Source organism: Rathayibacter festucae DSM 15932, assembly GCF_004011135.1.
In the GTDB taxonomy this organism is placed as follows: Bacteria; Actinomycetota; Actinomycetes; order Actinomycetales; family Microbacteriaceae; genus Rathayibacter; species Rathayibacter festucae.
This window is the reverse complement of sequence record NZ_CP028137.1, coordinates 1,829,804-1,847,581: the sequence shown is the minus strand read 5'-3', so window position 1 is coordinate 1,847,581 and position 17,778 is coordinate 1,829,804. Positions and strand designations below refer to the sequence as shown.

Sequence of the window (17,778 nt, the reverse complement as noted above, 5' to 3'; positions counted from 1 at the left end):
GGCCACGGGTCAGGCCCCCGACTGCGCGGAGGAGGCCCGGCGGGTGGTCTCGTCGCGGGTCCAGCCCGCCGCCTGACGCTCCGGCAGCCGGCTGGCGAGGGCGAAGCAGAGGTAGACGGCGGCGTCGGCGAGCTCGAGCGGACCCCGGGCGGCCCGCAGCACCTGAATGGCCGTGCGGGACGAGCGGCGCTCGCCGCCGGGGGTCGCCGCCGCCAGCTGCGCGCTGCCGCGCTGGGTGCGGCGCAGGACGCCGAGCAGGCTGGTCGCGCTCCGGGGCACCTGCACCACGGCGGGGGCGGTGGCGACGACGGCGCGCTCGGCGACGGAGAACCGGCCGTCGACGAACTCGTCGTCGGCGATCAGCGCGGGGAAGGTCCCGATCCGCTCGTGTCCCGGGCCGCTGACGGCGTAGCCGCCGGCCCCCCAGAGCGCGGTGTGCAGCGAGGCCGTGCGCGAGCGGGCGCGGTAGTAGGCGCGGACCAAGGGGTCGGCTCCGGTCGCGTCGTAGACCGCCGTCGGCCGGGCGGCGAGCAGCCCGCCGCGGGTGACGGCGTCGAAGACGTTCCAGACCGCGTCCGCCGTGACACCGACGTCCGCGTCGAGGTACAGGCGCGGCCAGGTGGCGGCCACCGCGTCGCCCGCGTTCAGGGCCGCGGTCTTGGACGCCTCGGCGATCTCGACCACGGTGACGCCGGCGAAGCTGCGCGCGATCTCGGCGGTGGCGTCGGTGCAGGCGTTGCAGACGACGATCACCTCGAGGGCGCCGCTCGCCGCGGCGGCGGCAAGCGGCGCCAGGGTGCGGGCGATCACCGCCTCCTCGTCGTGCGCGGGGACGACGACCGAGCCGCTCGGGTGCGGTGCGGCGAGCGGGCGGGCGAGCGCGCCGGAGGGGAGCGAGGCGAGCCGGGCGCCGACCGCGAGCGCGAGGGCCGCGTGCCGGTGCTCGCGGCCTCGGGCGCCGGGGAGGGCGCTGCGGGCCGACTCCGCCGCCAGCACGACGAGACGGAAGGTGCTCGAGTACAGCGCGCCGTGGAACTTCTGCACGTAGCGCACCCGGTTCACGGCGAGCAGCGCGGCGAGGGCGGTGGAGGAGCCGGAGCCGCCGCCGTCGTGCACGACCTGCGCGGCGGGCTCGAACCAGGCCTCGGCGCCGAGGTCGCGGGCGCGGCGGAAGTAGTCCGTCTCCTCGGAGTAGAGGAAGAACCGCTCGTCCCAGTCGCCGAGGCGGGCGGCGACCAGCGCGTCGATCAGCATCGCGGCGCCGGTGGCCCAGTCGATCCGGTGGGCATGCCGGTAGCTCTCCGGGTCGCTGTCGGTCTCGCTGGAGAACGCGGGGCGGTCGAGGACCTTGTCGCCGAGCAGTGCGTCGCCGAGGGCGCGCAGCCGGGTCGGCTCGCGGCGGAGCGAGCGCGACGGGGCGCCCGCGGCGTCGAGCAGGAGCGGCACGACGATGCCCGCGGAGGAGGAGTCCATCCGCGCCAGCAGCGTCGAGACGGCGCCGGGCAGCACGACCAGATCGGGGTTCAGCACGAGCAGCGCACCCGCGTCGCCCGCGTGCCGCCGGGCGATGTTGATCGCGGCGGCGTAGCCGACGTTGGCCCCCGCATCGACGGCGACGACGTCGGAGTGCGCCGCCGCGAGGGCGAGCGAGCCGTCGTCGGAGGCGTTGTCGACGACGACCACGCGGATCCGGACGCCGGTCGCGGCCTCCGCGCGCAGGCTCGTCAGCAGGCGCTCCATCGTCGCGGCCGAGCGGTAGCTGACGACGAGGGCGGCGACGTCGGCGCGCTCGCCGGCTCCGACGAAGCGGGCGCTCCCGCCGGGCAGGACCACGGGCAGCACGGGGGACGGAGCGGCGGGCTGCGCGGCCCTGCCGAGCACGGGGCCGCGCTGCGGGGTGGTCGAGCTGTGCCGGCGCAGGCTCGCGTAGGCGAGCGGGCCCTCGACGAGGTAGCGGCGCGCGAGGCGGCGCGGCTCGAGGGCGAGGCGCCAGAGCCACTCCACGCCGCGGTCGGCGACCCACTGCGGCGCCCGGCGGACGGAGCCGCCGAGGAAGTCGACGGCCGCGCCGAAGGCCAGCAGCACGTGCGCGCCGGTGCGCGGGCCGTGCTCGTCGATCCAGAGCTCCTGGCGGGGCTTGCCGAGTCCGACGATGAGGAGGTCGACCCGCGCGCCGCGGATCGACTCGACCAGCGCGGCGTTGGCGGCGGGGTCGGCGAGCTCGGCCCGGGACGGCGACCAGAGCCCGGCCATCACCAGGTCGGGCCGCTCCTCGGACAGGCGGGCGCGCAGCCGGGACTGCGCGGCCTCGGAGCCGCCGAGCACGCCGACGCGCACGCCGTCGGTCGCGGCGCGGTCCAGCAGCGGACCGATCAGGTCGCTGCCGGCCAGGCGCGGCCAGGAGACGCCGGTGAGGCGCTCGGCCTGCTTGGCGATCGGGCTGCCGTCGATGAGGGAGAGCCACTCGACCGGGCGGGCCGGGACGTCCAGCGGCGCGTCGGTCCACTCGGTCTCGCCCTCGGCCACGGGGACCAGGACGAGGGTCGGCGCCTCGGCGACCGGCAGGGCGCGGCGCTCGAGCACGTGCTGCCAGCGTCCGCCGTGACCGAAGTGGTTGACGTGGTCGACGTTCACGGAGAGGACGCCCAGCGGCGCGTCGTGCAGGGCGGCGGCGCGGTCCGCGATGGTGCGGACCGCCTCCTCGTGCCGGGCGAGATCGACGGGGCTGCCGCCGAGGACGACCCGGCGGTGGGTTTCGAGGGTCATGGGTCAGCTCTCCGATCGAGCGGGGGCGAGTGAGGGGACGAGTGCGGGGCCCGGGACCGGGGCCGCGGTGCGTGCCGGGCCGGTGAGGGTCGTCCGGGCGAGCTCGTCGAGGACGACGCGCTCGACGACCTCCTGGGCGACGCCCCAGCCGTGCCGGACGCCGGCGGCGACCTCGCGGCCGGGCCGGGCGGCGTCGACCGCGCGGCCGAGCGCCTCCGCGATGCCCGCCGGAGTCGGGCGGGCCCAGCTCGCGCCGGGGTGCGGCAGGTCCGCGCGGGCGTCGACGGCGTCGTTCACCACGGCGACGGCGCCGCAGGCGAGCAGCTCCTCCGCCACCAGCGAGATGTTGGTGAAGGAGAGGGCGATGCCGGCCGAGCAGCGGTTGTAGAGGGCGGCGAGCTCGCTCGGCGCGAGGGTGCCGTGCTCGATCACCGGCACGTCCCACGCTCCGGGCGCCGTGCCGTAGACGTGGATCGGCACCTCGGGGTGCTCGGCGTGGAAGAGCGCGAGCGCCCGCCGGCCGAGCAGGTAGCCGCGCCGGTCGGCGGCGGGCTTGGCGTAGAACACCACGCCGGAGCGCTCGCCGTCGGGGTTGTCCAGCGTGTAGGTGGTGGTGTCGCAGCCGAACGGCGCGAGATCGCTCGCGACGCCGAGCGCGTCGAGGTGCGAGCGCACCATCTCGCCGAGGGCGATGGTGCGGAAGCCGAACCGGTAGCTGTCCTCCGCCAGGGCCGCGAGTGTCCCGCGCGGGTGGAAGAACGGCTCGTAGTCCTGCACGAAGTACAGCCGGGCCATCGGCGCCGTCCCGCGAGTGGCGAGCACGTGGGCGGTCTCCCAGGAGGTCGCCACGGCCGCATCGACGCCGGTGACGCCGTCTTCGGCGCTGCGGATGTCCACGTCGAGCCACGGCCAGCCGGCGCGGATGATCGCGGCGCGGGTCTCGAAGTCGGCCCCGTGCCGGTCGTAGAGGAAGAGGGTGCAGCGGTGGCCGCGCTCGACCATGCCCTGCACCATCCGGAACAGGGTGGTGTGGCCGCCGGAGCCGCGGTCGGGCGGGGTGCAGATCCAGCCGATCGACGCGGGGCCCTCGGCGCGGACCGGGGCGCCGGGCAGGTGGAGGAGACCGGAGTCGGCGATGTCGCCGGGGAGCAGCGGCATGTCGAGCTCGCGGACGCCGACGCGGTCGCCGAGCGAGCGGACGGCGCGCTGCAGCAGATCGCGGCCGCCGGTGCTCCGCAGGCGCCGGACGAGCTCGCGGGGGACGTGGGAGGCGCGCATCAGAAGCTCCCCTCGCGGTGCCAGCGGCGCCAGGACCGGTCGGTGCGCAGGCGCCGCAGCACCCGCTCCAGCAGGAAGCGCGGGGAGAAGCGGTCGCTCGGCGCGCTCAGCAGCCGCGACTGCAGGCGCTCCCACTCGGGCAGCCGGGCCGCGTCGCCGTAGACCTGGTGCGCGAAGCCGAGGTGCTCCTCGAGGTCCGCCGCGGTGGCGCCGCCGCTGTCGAAGCGCTGCGCGCCCTTGACGAGGGCGTCGCGGGCGAGGGCCCGCCGGGCGAGGTGCTCGAGCTCGTCGCGCCGCTCGAGCGGTCCGCCGGGATCGGCGAAGAAGGTCTCGAAGGCGAGCAGGCGCTCGCGCAGGTCGTGCAGCGGCGTCACGGTGTCCGAGCGGCTGCCCGCGTGCTCGCGGTGCCAGGCCTGGTCGACGCCCTGGATGTAGGCGACGTCGGACGCGGCCGAGAGGCGCAGCCAGAGCTCCATGTCGTAGGTGTGCGGCAGCGGCCGGGGCCAGCCGACGCGGTCGAGGACCGAGCGGCGCACGAGCACCTCGGGCGAGGTGATCACGTTGAGCCCGGTGCGGCAGCGCTCGTGCAGCCAGTCGCCGCCGGACCAGAGCAGCCACGACGTCGGAGTCGTCCGCGCGGTCGGCAGCACCGAGCCGTCCGGGAAGTGCACGGGGTGGCCGTAGACCAGCCCGACCGACGGGTGCGCGCGGGCGACGGCGACCGCGCGGGCCAGGGCGCCCGGGGCGATCACGTCGTCGGCGTCGAGGTACCAGGAGAACTCGCCGGTCGCCACGGCCAGCGCGGCGAGCACGCTGCCGACGGGGCCGAGGTTCCGCGGGTTCGCCAGCACCAGGACGCGGTCGTCGCCGGCCGCGATCGAGCGGGCCACCGCGAGCGAGTCGTCGGTGGAGCGGTCGTCGACGATCACCAGCTGCACGCGGACGCCCGTCTGGCCGAGGGCGCTCGCCGCGGCGGCGGGGAGGAACTGCGCGTAGTCGTGCAGCGGGATGAGGACCGAGACGGTGGCGTCGGAGGTGTCGATCTCCTCGACCGGCACCGTGCGACCGCGCCGGGTCCCCGCGGCGACGGCGGTCGTCACGACAGCACCCCCGCCGGGCTCGGGGCCGCGGAGGTGGTGCTCCGCAGCGCGGCGATCAGCGACTCCGCCACGTACTCCTGCTGCGCCGCGGTGATGCCGGGGAACAGCGGCAGCGTCAGCAGCTGCCCGGCGAACGCCTCGGCGCGCGGCAGCGAGCGCGGGCGGCCGGAGGCGGGGAGGAACGGGGCCAGCAGGTGCACCGGGGTCGGGTAGTGCACGCCGGTCGCGACGCCCGCCTCCGCGAGCGCCGCGCGCAGGCGCTCCCGCTCCGGGGTGCGCACGACGTAGAGGTGGTGCACGTGCTCGTTGCCCGGCGCGGTGCGGGGGAGGACCAGCCCATCGACGCCGTCCAGGAGCTCGGCGTAGCGCGCGGCGGCGTCGCGGCGCTGCTGGTTCCACTCATCCAGGTGCGCGAGCTTCGCGCTCAGCACGACCGCCTGCAGCGAGTCTAGCCGGGAGTTCGTGCCGACGACGTCGTGCCGGTAGGCGCTGAGGCCGCCGTGGTTGCCGAGCCGGCGCACGGCCGCGGCGAGCTCGTCGTCGTCGGTCATCACTCCGCCCGCGTCGCCGTAGGCGCCGAGGTTCTTGCCCGGGTAGAAGCTGGTGCCGGCGATGGCGCCGAGCGAGCCCGCGCGAGCGCCGAAGCGCCGGGCGCCCTGGGCCTGCGCCGCGTCCTCGACGATCCGCACCTCCTCGCCGAGAGCGGCGGAGAGCCGCTCCACCGGGGCGCACTGCCCGTAGAGGTGCACGGCCATCACCGCGCGGGTGCGGGGAGTGACGGCCTCCGCGGCCGAGTCGACGTCGATCAGGTAGTCGTCGTCGCAGTCGACGAACACCGGCCGGGCGCCGGCACGGACGACGGCCTCGGCGGTCGCCACGAAGGTGTTCGCGGGGACGAGCACCTCGTCGCCGGGCGCGAGGTCGAGCGCGAGGAGGGCGAGCTCGAGCGCGTCCGTCCCGTTGCCGACCCCGATGGTGTGCCGCACGTCGCAGTACGCGGCGAACTCCTCCTCGAAGCGGGACACGTCCGGACCGCGGACGAACGACGAGTCCGCGAGCACGCGGTCGAAGCCCTCCCGGATCACGTCGGCGACGACGAGGTGCTGGAGGTGCAGATCGGCGAGCGGGACGATCGGCTCGGTGGTCATGACGGGTTCCTTCGGTCGGAGGTGAGCTCGCGGACCCGGCGCAGCAGCCAGGTCCGCAGGAGGAGGAGGTAGAGGACGCCGCCGGTCGCGCCGCCCCCGAGGAGGGCGAGCCAGTCGGCGTCGAGGCCGACGGCGGCGAGTCCGATCGGGACGAGCAGCGCGGCACCGGCCGCGGCCGCCGCGGCGAGCGCCGGCGGCACCAGGGAGCGGCCGACGGCGCGCAGGTCGACGTCGATCGAGCGCAGCAGCCAGGCGAAGACGGGACCGACCACGAGCGCGGCCACCCCGATCTGCGCCCAGGCCGCACCGACGAAGCCGCCGCCCAGCACCGCCGGGACGAGCGCGAGCGTGAGCGCCGCGAACCAGACGCCCTGCACGATCGCGACGCGACCGGAGCCGCCCTTCGCGAGCGCCGCCGAGCTGAAGAGATCGGCGACCACCCGCAGCGCGCCGACGACGCCGAGCAGCCCCAGCGCCGCCGCGGCGGGAGCCCAGCGCTCGCCGTAGACGACGTGCACGAGCGGGGCGGCCAGGGCGGCGAGCAGCGCGCCGAGCGGAGCGGCGAGCGCCCAGGTCAGCCCGGTCGCCGCGGCGACGGGCAGGGGACGGCCGTCCTCGTGCGCTCGGGAGAACGCGGGCAGAGCGACGGAGCGGACCACCTGGCCCACCGCGGTCATCGGCCAGGTCGAGATGTTGAACGCGAGGACGTAGTAGCCCAGCGCCACCGGATCGATCAGCCCGGCGATCACCACCTTGTCGGTGCCGAGCACGCCCCAGGAGATCAGGTTGGCGATCGCCACCGGCAGGCCGAAGCGCAGCGCGGAGGGGGCGATCGAGCGGTCCCAGCCCAGGCGCGGCCGCTCGCGGGCGGCGACGAAGAGCAGCACCATCGTGCAGGTCTGCGCCACGACGCGGGCGACGGCGAGCGCCAGCACCCCGGTCCCGGCGGCGAGCAGCGCGAGGGTGATCGCGGTGGAGACGACGAAGTCGACGGCGGCGATCAGGAAGAGCGGCCGCTGGGCGAAGCGGCGCTGCAGCGCGGCGTAGGGGACCACTCCGGCCCCGGCCAGCGGCAGGGTGATCGCGAGGACCGCCAGCACGCCGGCCGTCTCGGGCGAGCCCGTCGCCGCGGCGATCGTCGGCGCCGAGGCCGCCATCGCCGCGCCGAGAGTCCCGCCGAGGACCAGGCCGAGCACGGCCACGGTCGGCGCGCGCCGCTCGGGCTCGCTCGAGCGGATCAGATCGGTGCTGAGTCCGAAGTCGGACAGCGCCATCAGCACCGACTGCACGGTGAGCGCGAGCGCGTAGACGCCGAACGCCTCGGGAGCGAGCAGCCGGGCCAGCACGACGCCCAGGGCCAGGCTGCCGAGCCGGAGCGCGATCGTGCTGAGCGCGCTCCAGCCCAGGGCCGACGCGATGCGGCTCCGGCCCGCGGAGACCGGAGGGGACTCGACGGCGGTCACGAGAGCGGCCTCCGCGCGCGCTCGCCGGCGCGGACGAAGCGCCGCCACTCGGCCGTGTCGACGACCGCCGGCCAGCACTCGGCGGCGATCGAGGCGAAGCGGGCGCCCTCGGCCTGATCCTCGGGGCGCGCCGAGGCACGGCTGCGCAGCGCCCGCCCCATCGCCTCGTGGGCGAGGGCGCGGCCGGCGTTCGCGCGGCGGTCCCCGCCCTGCGCCCGGCGGCCGGACGAGTCGTGCCCGGCGCTGGCGAAGAAGTGCTCGATCGTGCCCCGGCGCTCGCGCAGCTCCGCCAGCGGGTCGCTGCTCGGCTGCGGGTGGCAGCGGGTCTGGACGACGCCGCTGATCCGGCCGATCCCGCCGAGCGCCGCGAGCCGCAGCCCGTAGTCGAGATCGGCGGTGCGGGGGAGGTCCTCGGCGTAGCCGCCGAGAGCGTCGGCGATCGAGCGGCGGACCAGCACGGCGTGGTCGACCAGGAGGTCGGAGCCCTGGCGGCTCGTGCGCTCGATCCAGTCGGCCCCGCTCCACAGCGTCCACTCCACGCGCCCGATGGCCGCGGTCGCGGGCCGGACCGAGATCTCGGCGTCGCCGTGCACGGCGCCCACCCACGGGTGCGCGGCCAGCAGGGCCGCCGCCCGCTCGAGCGCCCCGGCGGTGAGCGCGTCGGTGCTCGGCAGCACCAGCACGGACTCGCCGCGGACGAGCGCGAGCCCGGCGTTCCGGGCGGCGATCGTGCCGAGGCCGGCGGGCACCTCGAGCACGCGCACGCGCTCGTCCTCGACGACCGGATCCGCGTCCGTCACGACGACGACGTCCAGCCGGACGCCGCGCTGCGCGAGGACGCTCGCCAGCGCGGCGGTCGGCGACGCGCCGTCGACGGCCGCGATCACGACCGAGACGAGCGGCGCCGGGCCGGAGAGGGGGAGCACCGGCGACCGGTGCCCGCGGACGGCGCTCATGCGGACGCTCCTTCGAGAGTGCTGTCCGCACGCCGGACGGCGTCGGGCTCGATCCGCGGAGCCGCGGGCACGCCCAGCCAGGTCTCGCCGGCCGGCTGATCGCGCAGCAGCACCGCGCCCATGCCGAGCGTCGCCCGGCGGCCGATCCGCGAGCGCTCGCGGACGGAGGCGCCCATGCCCAGGTACGCCTCCTCGCCCACCCGCACTCCGCCGCCGAGGGTGACCCCGGCGCAGAGCGTGGCGAACGAGCCGATCCGGTCGCCGTGGGTGAGGGTCACGTTCGGCATCGCCACCACGTGCCGGCCGATCGCCACATCGGCGGTCAGCACGACGCCGGCGAGCAGGATGCTCCCCGCGCCGATCCGGCAGTCGTCCGGCACGTGGATGGCCGGGTGCACGATCCGCGCGTAGCGGTGGTCGTGCACGCCGAGCGCGCGGAGGCGGTCGACGATGCGCGCCCGGCCGCTGCCGTGGCCGACGCAGACGGCGATCTCGGCGCGGGGGTGCTCGGCGATCGCGTCGAGGCCGCCGATCACGGGGACTCCCGAGATCTCGGTGCCCCAGCGCGCGGCGCCGTCGTCGACCACGCCGATCACGCGGTGGCTGCCGCTCACGGAGAGGAGGGCGAGGGTCTCCCGCGCCAGTCCGCTCGCGCCGACCAGGATCAGCTCACGCACGGAGGACCGCCGTCTCGTGCTCGCGGGCCAGGCGCGACGGGGCCAGAACGGCCTCGATCACCCGGTCCTGGTCCTGCTCGGTGAGGGCGTGGAAGAGCGGCAGGATCAGCGTCCGGTCGGTCAGTCGCTCGGTGACGGGCAGTCGGTCCGCGTTCGGGTGGGCGCGGTACGGCGGCTGGCGGTGGGCCGCCATGATGCCGCGGCGGGCGGAGACGTCGCGGGAGGCGAGCTCGGCCATCAGGCCGTCGCGCTCGAGCGGGTAGTCGTCGCCGACCTCGATCCAGAACGACTGGAAGTTGCTCGTGCCGTGCTCCGGGTCGGTCACCGTGCGCAGACCCGGGACGTCGGCGAAGGCCGCCGCGTAGCGGGCCGCGAGCGCCCGGCGGCGCTCGATCAGCGCCGGCAGCCGGCCGAGCTGCACGAGGCCGAGGGCGGCCTGCAGATCGGTCATCCGGAAGTTGAAGCCGACCTCGTCGTAGTGCTCCGCCGCGGCGAGCACGCTGCCGTGCCGGTCCGCCGCGGAGACGGACATCGAGTGCTCGCGCAGGCGGCGGGCGCGGGCCGCGAGGTCCGCGTCGTCCGTCGTGAGCATCCCGCCCTCACCCGTGGTGAGCAGCTTGCGCGGGTGGAACGACCAGGCCGTCAGCGCCGCGCCGGCCCCGACGGAGCGGCCGCGGTAGCGCGAGCCCGCGCCGCAGGCGGCGTCCTCGAGGACGAGGACACCGAGCGGGTCGCAGAGCGCGCGGATCGGCTCGAGGTCGACGGGTACCCCGCCCTGGTCGACCGCGATCACCGCGCGGGTGGCCGGGGTCAGCGCCGCGGCGATCGTCTCCGCGGTGACGTTGCCCGTGACCGGGTCGACGTCGGCGAAGACCGGCCGGCCGCCGGCGTGCACGACCGCGTTGGCGGTCGCGATGAAGGAGAAGGAGGGGACCACGACGTCGTCCCCGGCGCTCACGCCGCCGACCACGAGCCCGAGGTGCAGGGCCGTGGTGCAGCTGGACAGCGCGACCGCGTGGCCGACGCCCATCGCCTCGGCGAAAGCCGCCTCGAAGCGCGCGACCCGGGGGCCCTGCGCGATCCAGCCGGAGGCGATCACCTCGGCGAGCGCGTCGCTCTCCTCGGTGCCCAGCCAGGGGCGCATCACGTCGATGCGCCCGGTGCTCGCCGCGCCGGTGCTCGCCGCGCTCATCGGGTCGCTCCGCTCAGGACGGCGGCGTCCAGCCGCTCGGCGCGCCACCACTCGACCAGCGAGCGCAGACCGCTCTCCAGGTCGTACGCGGTGACGAAGCCCAGCTCGTCGCGCGCCGCCCGGGTGTCGGCCAGGCGGCGGGTGACGCCGTTGACCGAGCGCGCCGGTGCGAAGACGACGTCGAGGTCGGACTCCATGACGTGCAGCAGCGTGCGGGCGAGCTCCAGCAGGCTGGTCTCGACCCCCGTGCCGATGTTGAACGCGCCGTCGCGGCCCGCCGTCGCCGCGACCACGTTGGCCCGCGCGACGTCGTCCACGTGCACGAAGTCCATCGTCTGCGCGCCGTCTCCCATGATCAGCGGCGGGACGCCCGCCTCGATCCGCTCCATCCAGCGCACGAGCACCTCGGTGTAGAGGCCGTGCACGTCCATCCGCGGTCCGTAGACGTTGAAGTAGCGCAGCGCCGTCGAGCGCAGGCCGTTCATCGCGCCGAAGCTGGTGAGCATGCCCTCCGAGAAGGCCTTCGCCGCGCCGTAGATCGTGTCGTTGGCGTACGGGTTGTTGCTCTCGGGAGTGGGGAACTGCGTCGCGAGTCCGTAGACCGAGGCGCTGGACGCGGCCACCACCCGGCCGACGCCGTGCGCCGCCGCCGCCTCGAAGACGGAGAAGGAGCCCTGGGCGAGGACGTCGAAGGCCAGGCGCGGGTCCTCCGCGCACTGGGTGATCCGGATCGCCGCCTGGTGGAAGACGACGTCCTTGCCGCGGACGACCGAGTCGACCGTCGCGCGGTCGCGGATGTCGCCCTCGATCAGCCGGACCCGGCCGTCCGCGAGCGCGTGCTCGAGGTTCTGCCGGCGCCCGCGGACGAGGTTGTCGAGGACGTCGACCCGGCTGACGCCGGTGTCGAGGAGGCGGTCGACGATCGTCGAGCCGATGGTGCCGGCACCGCCGGTCACCAGGACCTCGGCGCCCTCGAGCGAGACGGGGGAGGGGGTCAGCTCAGCCACGACGCCTCCTCCAGGCGGACCGCCGGAGCGGTGGTGCGGCTGACCTGGCCGGCGTCGAGCAGCCGGTCGCTGACCTGCTCCAGGACGCTGAGGACGCGCAGGGCGGCGCGGCCGTCGGTGCGGGGCGCGCGGCGCTCCGAGATCGAGGTCGCGAACTCCGTGACCATGTCGGCGAGCGGCTCGCGCTCGGGCAGGGCCGGCGACCAGGTGTCGCCGAGGCGGTAGGAGATCGCCGCGTCGTGGCGGGAGGTCCCGCCGCGGAGCGAGGTGCCGAGGTCGACGCCGCGGTCGAAGACGCTGAGGCGCTGCTGCGGGTTCACGTCGTCCCAGACCAGCGTGCGCTTCGAGCCGCCGATCACCATCCGGCGGATCTTGGTCGGGCTGAGCCAGTTCACGTGCACGTTGGCGATGGCGCCCTGGCCGAGCGGGACGGTCAGGTAGCCGACGCAGGCGCGGCCGGAGCCGAGCGGGTCGGAGCCCTGGGCGGCGACGTTCCCGGGGCGCAGGCCCCCGGGGATGATGAAGTCGAGGATCGACAGGTCGTGCGGGGCGAGGTCCCAGAACACGTCGACGTCGGGCTGGATCAGACCGAGGTTGATCCGCACCGCGTCGACGAAGAGCACGTCGCCGAGCGAGCCTGCGGCGATCAGCTCCTTCATCTTCAGCACGGCCGGCGTGTAGCAGTACGTGTGGTCGGCCATCAGCACGACACCGGCGCGCTCGGCGGCGTTCACCATGTCGATCCCGAGCACACTCGAGTCGGCGAGCGGCTTCTCCACCAGCACGTGCAGCCCCGCGGCGATCGCCGCCATGGCGATCGCGTGGTGGGTGCGCGCCGGCGTGGCGATCGCGATCGCGTCGAGCCCGGGCAGGTCGAGGACGTCCGAGAGGGAGCGCAGCACCGGCACGGAGCCGTTGGCGCGGGAGACGGCCTCCGCGCGGACCGGGTCGAGGTCGCAGATCGCGACCAGGTCCCAGTCGGCGCTGGCGGAGAAGTTCCGAGCGAGGTTCGGGCCCCAGTAGCCGGCGCCGACGAGCGCGACGCGGAGCCTCCGGGAGGGGATGGTGGTGGTCATGGCGGGTTCCTTCGGGTGAGGAGGGCGGCATGCGGGCACGCCGAGGGGACCGGGCGCTCCCACCAGGGAGAAGGAGCGCGCGGACGAGGGGGACGGCGCGTCAGGGCGCACCGGGGGAGGGGACGGCGGGGAGAGCGCCGGAGGAGGAGAGAGAGGAGAGGAGAGGAGAGGAGCGGCGGCGCGTCAGTACGCGCCGACCGGGCGCAGCATCACGCGCAGGGTCCGCCAGAGGATGAGCAGGTCGCCGGCCAGCGACCAGTTCTCGACGTAGTAGAGGTCGAGTCGGATCCCGTCCTCCCAGTCGAGCTCGGAGCGGCCGCCGGTCTGCCAGAGCCCGGTGATGCCGGGCTTGATGTAGAGGCGGCGGTTCACGACGTCGTCGTAGCGCTCCACCTCGCTCAGCAGCGGCGGGCGCGGGCCGACCAGGCTCATGCTGCCGCGCAGCACGTTCCAGAACTGGGGCAGCTCGTCGAGCGAGTACCGCCGCAGCACGCGGCCGAGCGGGGTCACGCGCGGATCGTCGCGCAGCTTGAACAGCAGGCCGGAGCCCTCGTTCGCCGCGCTCAGCTCCGCCAGCCGCGACTCCGCGTCGATGCTCATCGAGCGGAACTTCAGCATGGTGAAGAGGTGCCCGGCGCGGCCGACCCGCTGCTGCCGGAAGAGCGCGGGCCCGGTGCTGTCGCGGCGGATCATCACCGCGAGCACGGCCAGCAGCGGCGAGAGCACCAGCAGCGCGAGGGCCGAGACGCTCACGTCGAGCACGCGCTTGAGCGCGTGGCGCGGACCGGAGTAGCGCGGCGGCTCGACCCGCATCAGCGGGAGACCGTCCACCGGGCGCCAGTGGATGCGCGGTCCGGCGACACTGCTGAGCCCCGGTGCGAGCACCAGCTCGACCGCGAACGGCTCGAGCGCCCAGCAGAGCCGGCGGAGGTAGGCGTCACCGCCGTCCACCTGACCGGCCACGACGACCGCGTCGGCGCGCTGCTCGACGACCGCCTGGGCGATCGTGTCGATCGCTCCGACGACCGGGATCGAGCGGCCCCGCACGGTGATCGAGCGCCGCGGGTCGGCGAGGAGCGTGCGCTCACCGCCGGTCGAGAGCGCGACGCCGACGACGTCGTACTCGACGCGGCCGCGCCGGCGGTCGATCTGCGTGACGATGTGCGTCACGTCACCGGCGCTGCCGACGACGATCACCCGGGACAGGGCACGACCGGCCCGTCGCTCCCGGGCCAGGTGGCCGCGGCTGAGGGCGTGCGCCGCCAGCATCCCGCCGAGCCCGACGGGCAGGGCGATCAGCACGTGCACCCGCGGCAGGTCGACGTGGGTGAGGACCGAGGCGACGGAGGCGAGGCCGAACGTCGCGACCGTCGCCGAGAACAGACGGCGGAACTCGTCCGCTCCCGCTCCGATGCGGTGCGCGAGACGCCGCTGGGCGAGGAGGACGGAGCAGACCCAGAGGGCGCCGAGGACGCCGGCGACCACGAGGTCGGCCGAGCGCGCCTCGGCGGATCGCGCCTCGGCGGTCGAGCGCAGGCCGGCGGCCAGCGACACGGCCCCGAGCACGACCAAGACGTCCGCGGCCAGGACCCTCCGCGAGAAACGGCGTCGCCAGCTCGAGGCCTCCGCCGGCGGTGCCGGAACGAGGACGAGGGCGCGCGGATCGCGCTGAGGAGTCGGGGCCGCGGTGGAGACGGCGGTCACCGCGGTCTCCTGCTCTCACCGCCGCTCGTATGCCGGGTCGCCGGGGGGAGGCGACGGGGTCTCGAGGAGGGAGGGAGCCGTGTGGGCGCGCTGAAAGCACGCACCAGTGGTGCATACAAAGGATCAACCTGCATTTCGGGTTTACAGGGAAGGGGGGTACTGCAGGGCGGGCTCGGAGGACGTCGCGGTTTCGGGGCCGCGATGCATCGTCGCCACGTCGGCACCGCTGTGACCGTCGTGCTCCCAGGATGAGCAGATCGGTCGAGGCGGGGCCTCGCGTCGGGGCGGCGCGACACGACAGGGTTCGTGCGCTCCGGTCCCGGTGGTCGGGTGGTTCTCAGCCGAACATAGCGCTCCTGGCAACCCGGTGTGTGGCCCCAGTAAGGGGGTCGTAGAAGGAGTGACATCCTCGACCGTCTCCCGGGCGTTCCTCAGCGATCCTCCTAGAATCGTCCCGGTGCCGGGAGCGCGATCGGGTCGCGCCCCGGTGCCAGGGGAGCACTGCCGCCCCTGATCGCCAGGAATCGAGACGGGGCGCGGGAATCCCTGCGCGGCCCGGGAGGTCACCTCCCGGGCCGCGTCGCCGCGTCGAGCCGGCCGCGCCGGAGACTAAAGTCGAGGGGTCCCCCAGCCCCAGAGGAGCACCCGCGCGTGTCGAACGCATCGTCGAACGTCCCCGAATCGTCCCGTCCCACCGCCGACGCCGCCGTCGTCACCGAGGCCGGCACGGGGTTCACGCACTTCACCGACCGGGCGGTCGTCGCGATCCGCGTCAACGGCGAGCTGAAGGACCTGGCCGCCGACGTCGTCCCCGGCGACAGCATCGAGCCCGTCCTGATCTCCTCGCCCGACGGCCTGAGCATCCTCCGCCACTCCGCCGCGCACGTGCTCGCGCAGGCCGTTCAGCAGAGCAACCCGGAGGCGAAGCTCGGCATCGGCCCGCCCGTCACCGACGGCTTCTACTACGACTTCGACGTCACCGAGCCCTTCACGCCCGAGGCGATGAAGGCGCTCGAGAAGGCGATGGACCGCATCATCCGCCAGGGCCAGCGCTTCGTGCGCCGCGTCGTCACCGAGGACGAGGCGCGCGCCGAGCTGTCCGCCGAGCCGTACAAGCTCGAGCTGATCGGCCTCAAGGGCGCGGGCGCCGACGGCGAGTCGGTCGAGGTCGGCGGCGCCGAGCTCACCATCTACGACAACGTCGACCCCCGCACCGGCGAGACGGTGTGGAAGGACCTCTGCCGCGGCCCGCACCTGCCCAACACCCGGATGATCGGCAACGGCTACGCGCTGACCCGCAACGCCGCGGCCTACTGGCGAGGCTCGGAGAAGAACCCGCAGCTGCAGCGCGTCTACGGCACCGCGTGGCCCACGAAGGACGAGCTGCGCGCGCACCAGGCCCGCCTCGAGGAGGCCGCCCGCCGCGACCACCGCAAGCTCGGCCACGAGCTCGACCTCTTCTCCTTCCCGGACGAGATCGGCTCCGGTCTCGCGGTCTTCCACCCCAAGGGCGGCATCATCCGCTACGAGATCGAGCAGTACATGCGCGAGCAGCTGCTCGCCCACGACTACGAGCTCGTCTACACGCCGCACATCACCAAGGGCGACCTCTTCATGACCAGCGGCCACCTGCAGTGGTACGCCGAGGGCATGTTCCCCCCGATGCACCTCGACGAGCTGCAGGACGAGGACGGCACCGTCACCCGCCAGGGCCAGGACTACTACCTGAAGCCCATGAACTGCCCGTTCCACAACCTGATCTTCCGCTCGCGCGGGCGCAGCTACCGCGAGCTGCCGCTGCGCCTGGCCGAGTTCGGCACCGTCTACCGCTACGAGAAGAGCGGCACCCTGCAGGGCCTGACCCGCGTCCGCGGGCTGACCCAGGACGACGCGCACATCTACGTCACGCAGGAGGACGTGTCGGCGGAGCTGACCCGCAACCTCGAGTTCGTGCTCCAGGTGCTGCGCGACTACGGCCTCGACGACTTCTACCTCGAGCTCTCCACCAACGAGGAGGGCAACCCGAAGTTCGTCGGCGACCCCGAGCAGTGGGAGTCGGCGATCGAGTCGCTGCGCGCCGTCGCCGTCGAATCCGGCCTCGAGCTGGTCCCCGACCCGGGTGGAGCCGCGTTCTACGGCCCGAAGATCTCGGTCCAGGCGCGCGACGCCATCGGCCGCACCTGGCAGATGTCGACGATCCAGCTCGACTTCAACCAGCCCGAGCGCTTCGAGCTCGAGTACACCGCCTCCGACGGCTCGAAGAAGCGCCCGGTGATGATCCACCGCGCTCTCTTCGGCTCGATCGAGCGCTTCTTCGCCATCCTCACCGAGCATTACGCCGGGGCGTTCCCGGTCTGGCTCTCGCCGGTGCAGGTCGTCGGCATCCCGATCGCCGACGAGTACCTGCCCTACCTCGAGGACGTCGTCGGTCAGCTGAAGAAGGCGGGCGTCCGCGCCGAGATCGACTACTCCAGCGACCGGATGCAGAAGAAGATCCGCAACGCGACGCTGCAGAAGGTCCCGTTCCAGCTGATCGTCGGCGAGAAGGACCGCGACGCGGGGGCGGTCAGCTTCCGCTTCCGCGACGGCACCCAGGAGAACGGCATCCCCGTCGCCGACGCCGTCGCCCGCATCCGCGAGGCCATCGCGACCAAGGCCCAGGTCTAGCGGTGGGGGAGCCGTTCGACGCCGCCGTCCCCGAGGGCGCCGAGTCCTCCGCGCACCTCGCCGGCGTCCCCGACGAGTTCCAGCGCCTCTGGACTCCGCACCGGATGGTCTACATCCAGAAGGGCCAGCCCGGCGACGACGACTGCCCGTTCTGCGTGGCGCCGACGCTGAGCGACGAGGAGGCGCTGATCGTCGCCCGTGGCGAGCACGCCTTCGTCCTGCTGAACCTGTTCCCGTACAACTCCGGCCACCTCCTGGTCTGCCCGTACCGGCACATCCCGCTCTACGACGATGCCACTCCCGAGGAAGTGGCCGAGATCGGCGCGCTCACCCAGACGGCCATGCGCGTCCTCCGCGAGGTCTCCAACAACGACGGCTTCAACCTCGGCATGAACCAGGGCGCCGTCGCCGGCGCCGGCATCGCCGCCCACCTGCACCAGCACGTGGTGCCGCGCTGGGCGACCGACGCCAACTTCTTCCCGATCATCGCCCGCACCAAGGCCCTGCCACAGCTCCTCGGCGACGTCCGCGCGAGCCTCGCGGCCGCCTGGCCCCGGCCCTAGCCCCACCCCCGCCGGTCGAGCAGTCTCAGTGAGCAGCCGCGCGGCGGCTGCGCATCCTTCTCGGGCAGCCGCGCTGCTGCTGCCCATGTCGGTCGAGCAGCCGCGCAGCGGCTGCCCATGCTGGTCGAGCAGCCGCGCATCGGCTGCCCATGCTGGTCGAGCAGCCGCGCATCGGCTGCCC

Annotated in this window: 13 protein-coding genes; 2 read left to right on the top strand and 11 right to left on the bottom strand. The window is 74.6% G+C overall.

Annotation, left to right across the window (positions count from 1 at the left end; all coding sequences use genetic code 11):
* Positions 1-9: 9 nt before the first annotated feature.
* From C1I64_RS08615 to C1I64_RS08570, 11 genes are all read right to left on the bottom strand, one after another.
* Positions 10-2,766, bottom strand: a complete 2,757-nt coding sequence (locus C1I64_RS08615; protein WP_127886928.1) for a WecB/TagA/CpsF family glycosyltransferase — start codon at positions 2,764-2,766, stop codon at positions 10-12.
* A 3-nt stretch (positions 2,767-2,769) separates the two neighbouring features.
* A complete protein-coding gene (locus tag C1I64_RS08610) occupies positions 2,770-4,044 on the bottom strand; it encodes a rhamnosyltransferase WsaF family glycosyltransferase (RefSeq protein ID WP_208645103.1) in 1,275 nt (424 codons plus the stop codon).
* Entirely contained in the window at positions 4,044-5,144 is a 1,101-nt protein-coding gene (locus C1I64_RS08605; protein WP_127886927.1) for a glycosyltransferase family 2 protein, read from the bottom strand. Before C1I64_RS08605 ends, C1I64_RS08610 begins: the two co-directional genes overlap by 1 nt.
* Positions 5,141-6,292, bottom strand: coding sequence for a DegT/DnrJ/EryC1/StrS family aminotransferase (locus C1I64_RS08600; protein ID WP_123733024.1), 1,152 nt, complete (start codon positions 6,290-6,292; stop codon positions 5,141-5,143). Before C1I64_RS08600 ends, C1I64_RS08605 begins: the two co-directional genes overlap by 4 nt.
* A complete protein-coding gene (locus C1I64_RS08595; protein WP_164874489.1) occupies positions 6,289-7,755 on the bottom strand; it encodes an oligosaccharide flippase family protein in 1,467 nt (488 codons plus the stop codon). The genes C1I64_RS08600 and C1I64_RS08595 overlap by 4 nt, the downstream gene beginning before the upstream one ends.
* Positions 7,752-8,711, bottom strand: coding sequence for a glycosyltransferase family 2 protein (locus C1I64_RS20010; protein WP_164874488.1), 960 nt, complete (start codon positions 8,709-8,711; stop codon positions 7,752-7,754). Before C1I64_RS20010 ends, C1I64_RS08595 begins: the two co-directional genes overlap by 4 nt.
* Positions 8,708-9,388, bottom strand: a complete 681-nt coding sequence (locus tag C1I64_RS08590; protein WP_123446179.1) for a NeuD/PglB/VioB family sugar acetyltransferase — start codon at positions 9,386-9,388, stop codon at positions 8,708-8,710. The genes C1I64_RS20010 and C1I64_RS08590 overlap by 4 nt, the downstream gene beginning before the upstream one ends.
* Positions 9,381-10,580, bottom strand: a complete 1,200-nt coding sequence (locus C1I64_RS08585) for a DegT/DnrJ/EryC1/StrS family aminotransferase (protein ID WP_127886925.1) — start codon at positions 10,578-10,580, stop codon at positions 9,381-9,383. The genes C1I64_RS08590 and C1I64_RS08585 overlap by 8 nt, the downstream gene beginning before the upstream one ends.
* Positions 10,577-11,587, bottom strand: a complete 1,011-nt coding sequence (locus tag C1I64_RS08580; protein ID WP_244209428.1) for an NAD-dependent epimerase/dehydratase family protein — start codon at positions 11,585-11,587, stop codon at positions 10,577-10,579. Before C1I64_RS08580 ends, C1I64_RS08585 begins: the two co-directional genes overlap by 4 nt.
* Positions 11,575-12,663: a Gfo/Idh/MocA family protein gene (locus C1I64_RS08575; RefSeq protein WP_123446181.1), complete on the bottom strand. Its 1,089-nt coding sequence runs from the start codon at positions 12,661-12,663 to the stop codon at positions 11,575-11,577. The genes C1I64_RS08580 and C1I64_RS08575 overlap by 13 nt, the downstream gene beginning before the upstream one ends.
* A gap of 183 nt (positions 12,664-12,846) precedes the next feature.
* The gene (locus C1I64_RS08570) at positions 12,847-14,367 is read right to left on the bottom strand and encodes a sugar transferase (RefSeq protein ID WP_127886924.1); all 1,521 of its coding nucleotides are present in this window, start codon (positions 14,365-14,367) and stop codon (positions 12,847-12,849) included.
* 651 nt (positions 14,368-15,018) lie between these two features.
* On the opposite strand from C1I64_RS08570, the gene thrS reads away from it, so the two are divergent.
* Together thrS and C1I64_RS08560 are read left to right on the top strand one after the other, a co-directional pair.
* A complete protein-coding gene (gene thrS, locus C1I64_RS08565; RefSeq protein WP_127886923.1) occupies positions 15,019-17,034 on the top strand; it encodes a threonine--tRNA ligase in 2,016 nt (671 codons plus the stop codon).
* Between the two features lie 2 nt (positions 17,035-17,036).
* Complete coding sequence (locus C1I64_RS08560; RefSeq protein WP_127886922.1) at positions 17,037-17,597, top strand: HIT family protein; 561 nt, start codon at positions 17,037-17,039, stop codon at positions 17,595-17,597.
* Positions 17,598-17,778: the final 181 nt, after the last annotated feature.

Coding starts and splice junctions, on each gene's coding strand:
- C1I64_RS08615 (WP_127886928.1), bottom strand. CDS start 2,766: ATGACCCTCGAAACCCACCGCCGGGTCGTCCTCGGCGGCAGCCCCGTC.
- C1I64_RS08610 (WP_208645103.1), bottom strand. CDS start 4,044: ATGCGCGCCTCCCACGTCCCCCGCGAGCTCGTCCGGCGCCTGCGGAGC.
- C1I64_RS08600 (WP_123733024.1), bottom strand. CDS start 6,292: ATGACCACCGAGCCGATCGTCCCGCTCGCCGATCTGCACCTCCAGCAC.
- C1I64_RS20010 (WP_164874488.1), bottom strand. CDS start 8,711: ATGAGCGCCGTCCGCGGGCACCGGTCGCCGGTGCTCCCCCTCTCCGGC.
- C1I64_RS08585 (WP_127886925.1), bottom strand. CDS start 10,580: ATGAGCGCGGCGAGCACCGGCGCGGCGAGCACCGGGCGCATCGACGTG.
- C1I64_RS08575 (WP_123446181.1), bottom strand. CDS start 12,663: ATGACCACCACCATCCCCTCCCGGAGGCTCCGCGTCGCGCTCGTCGGC.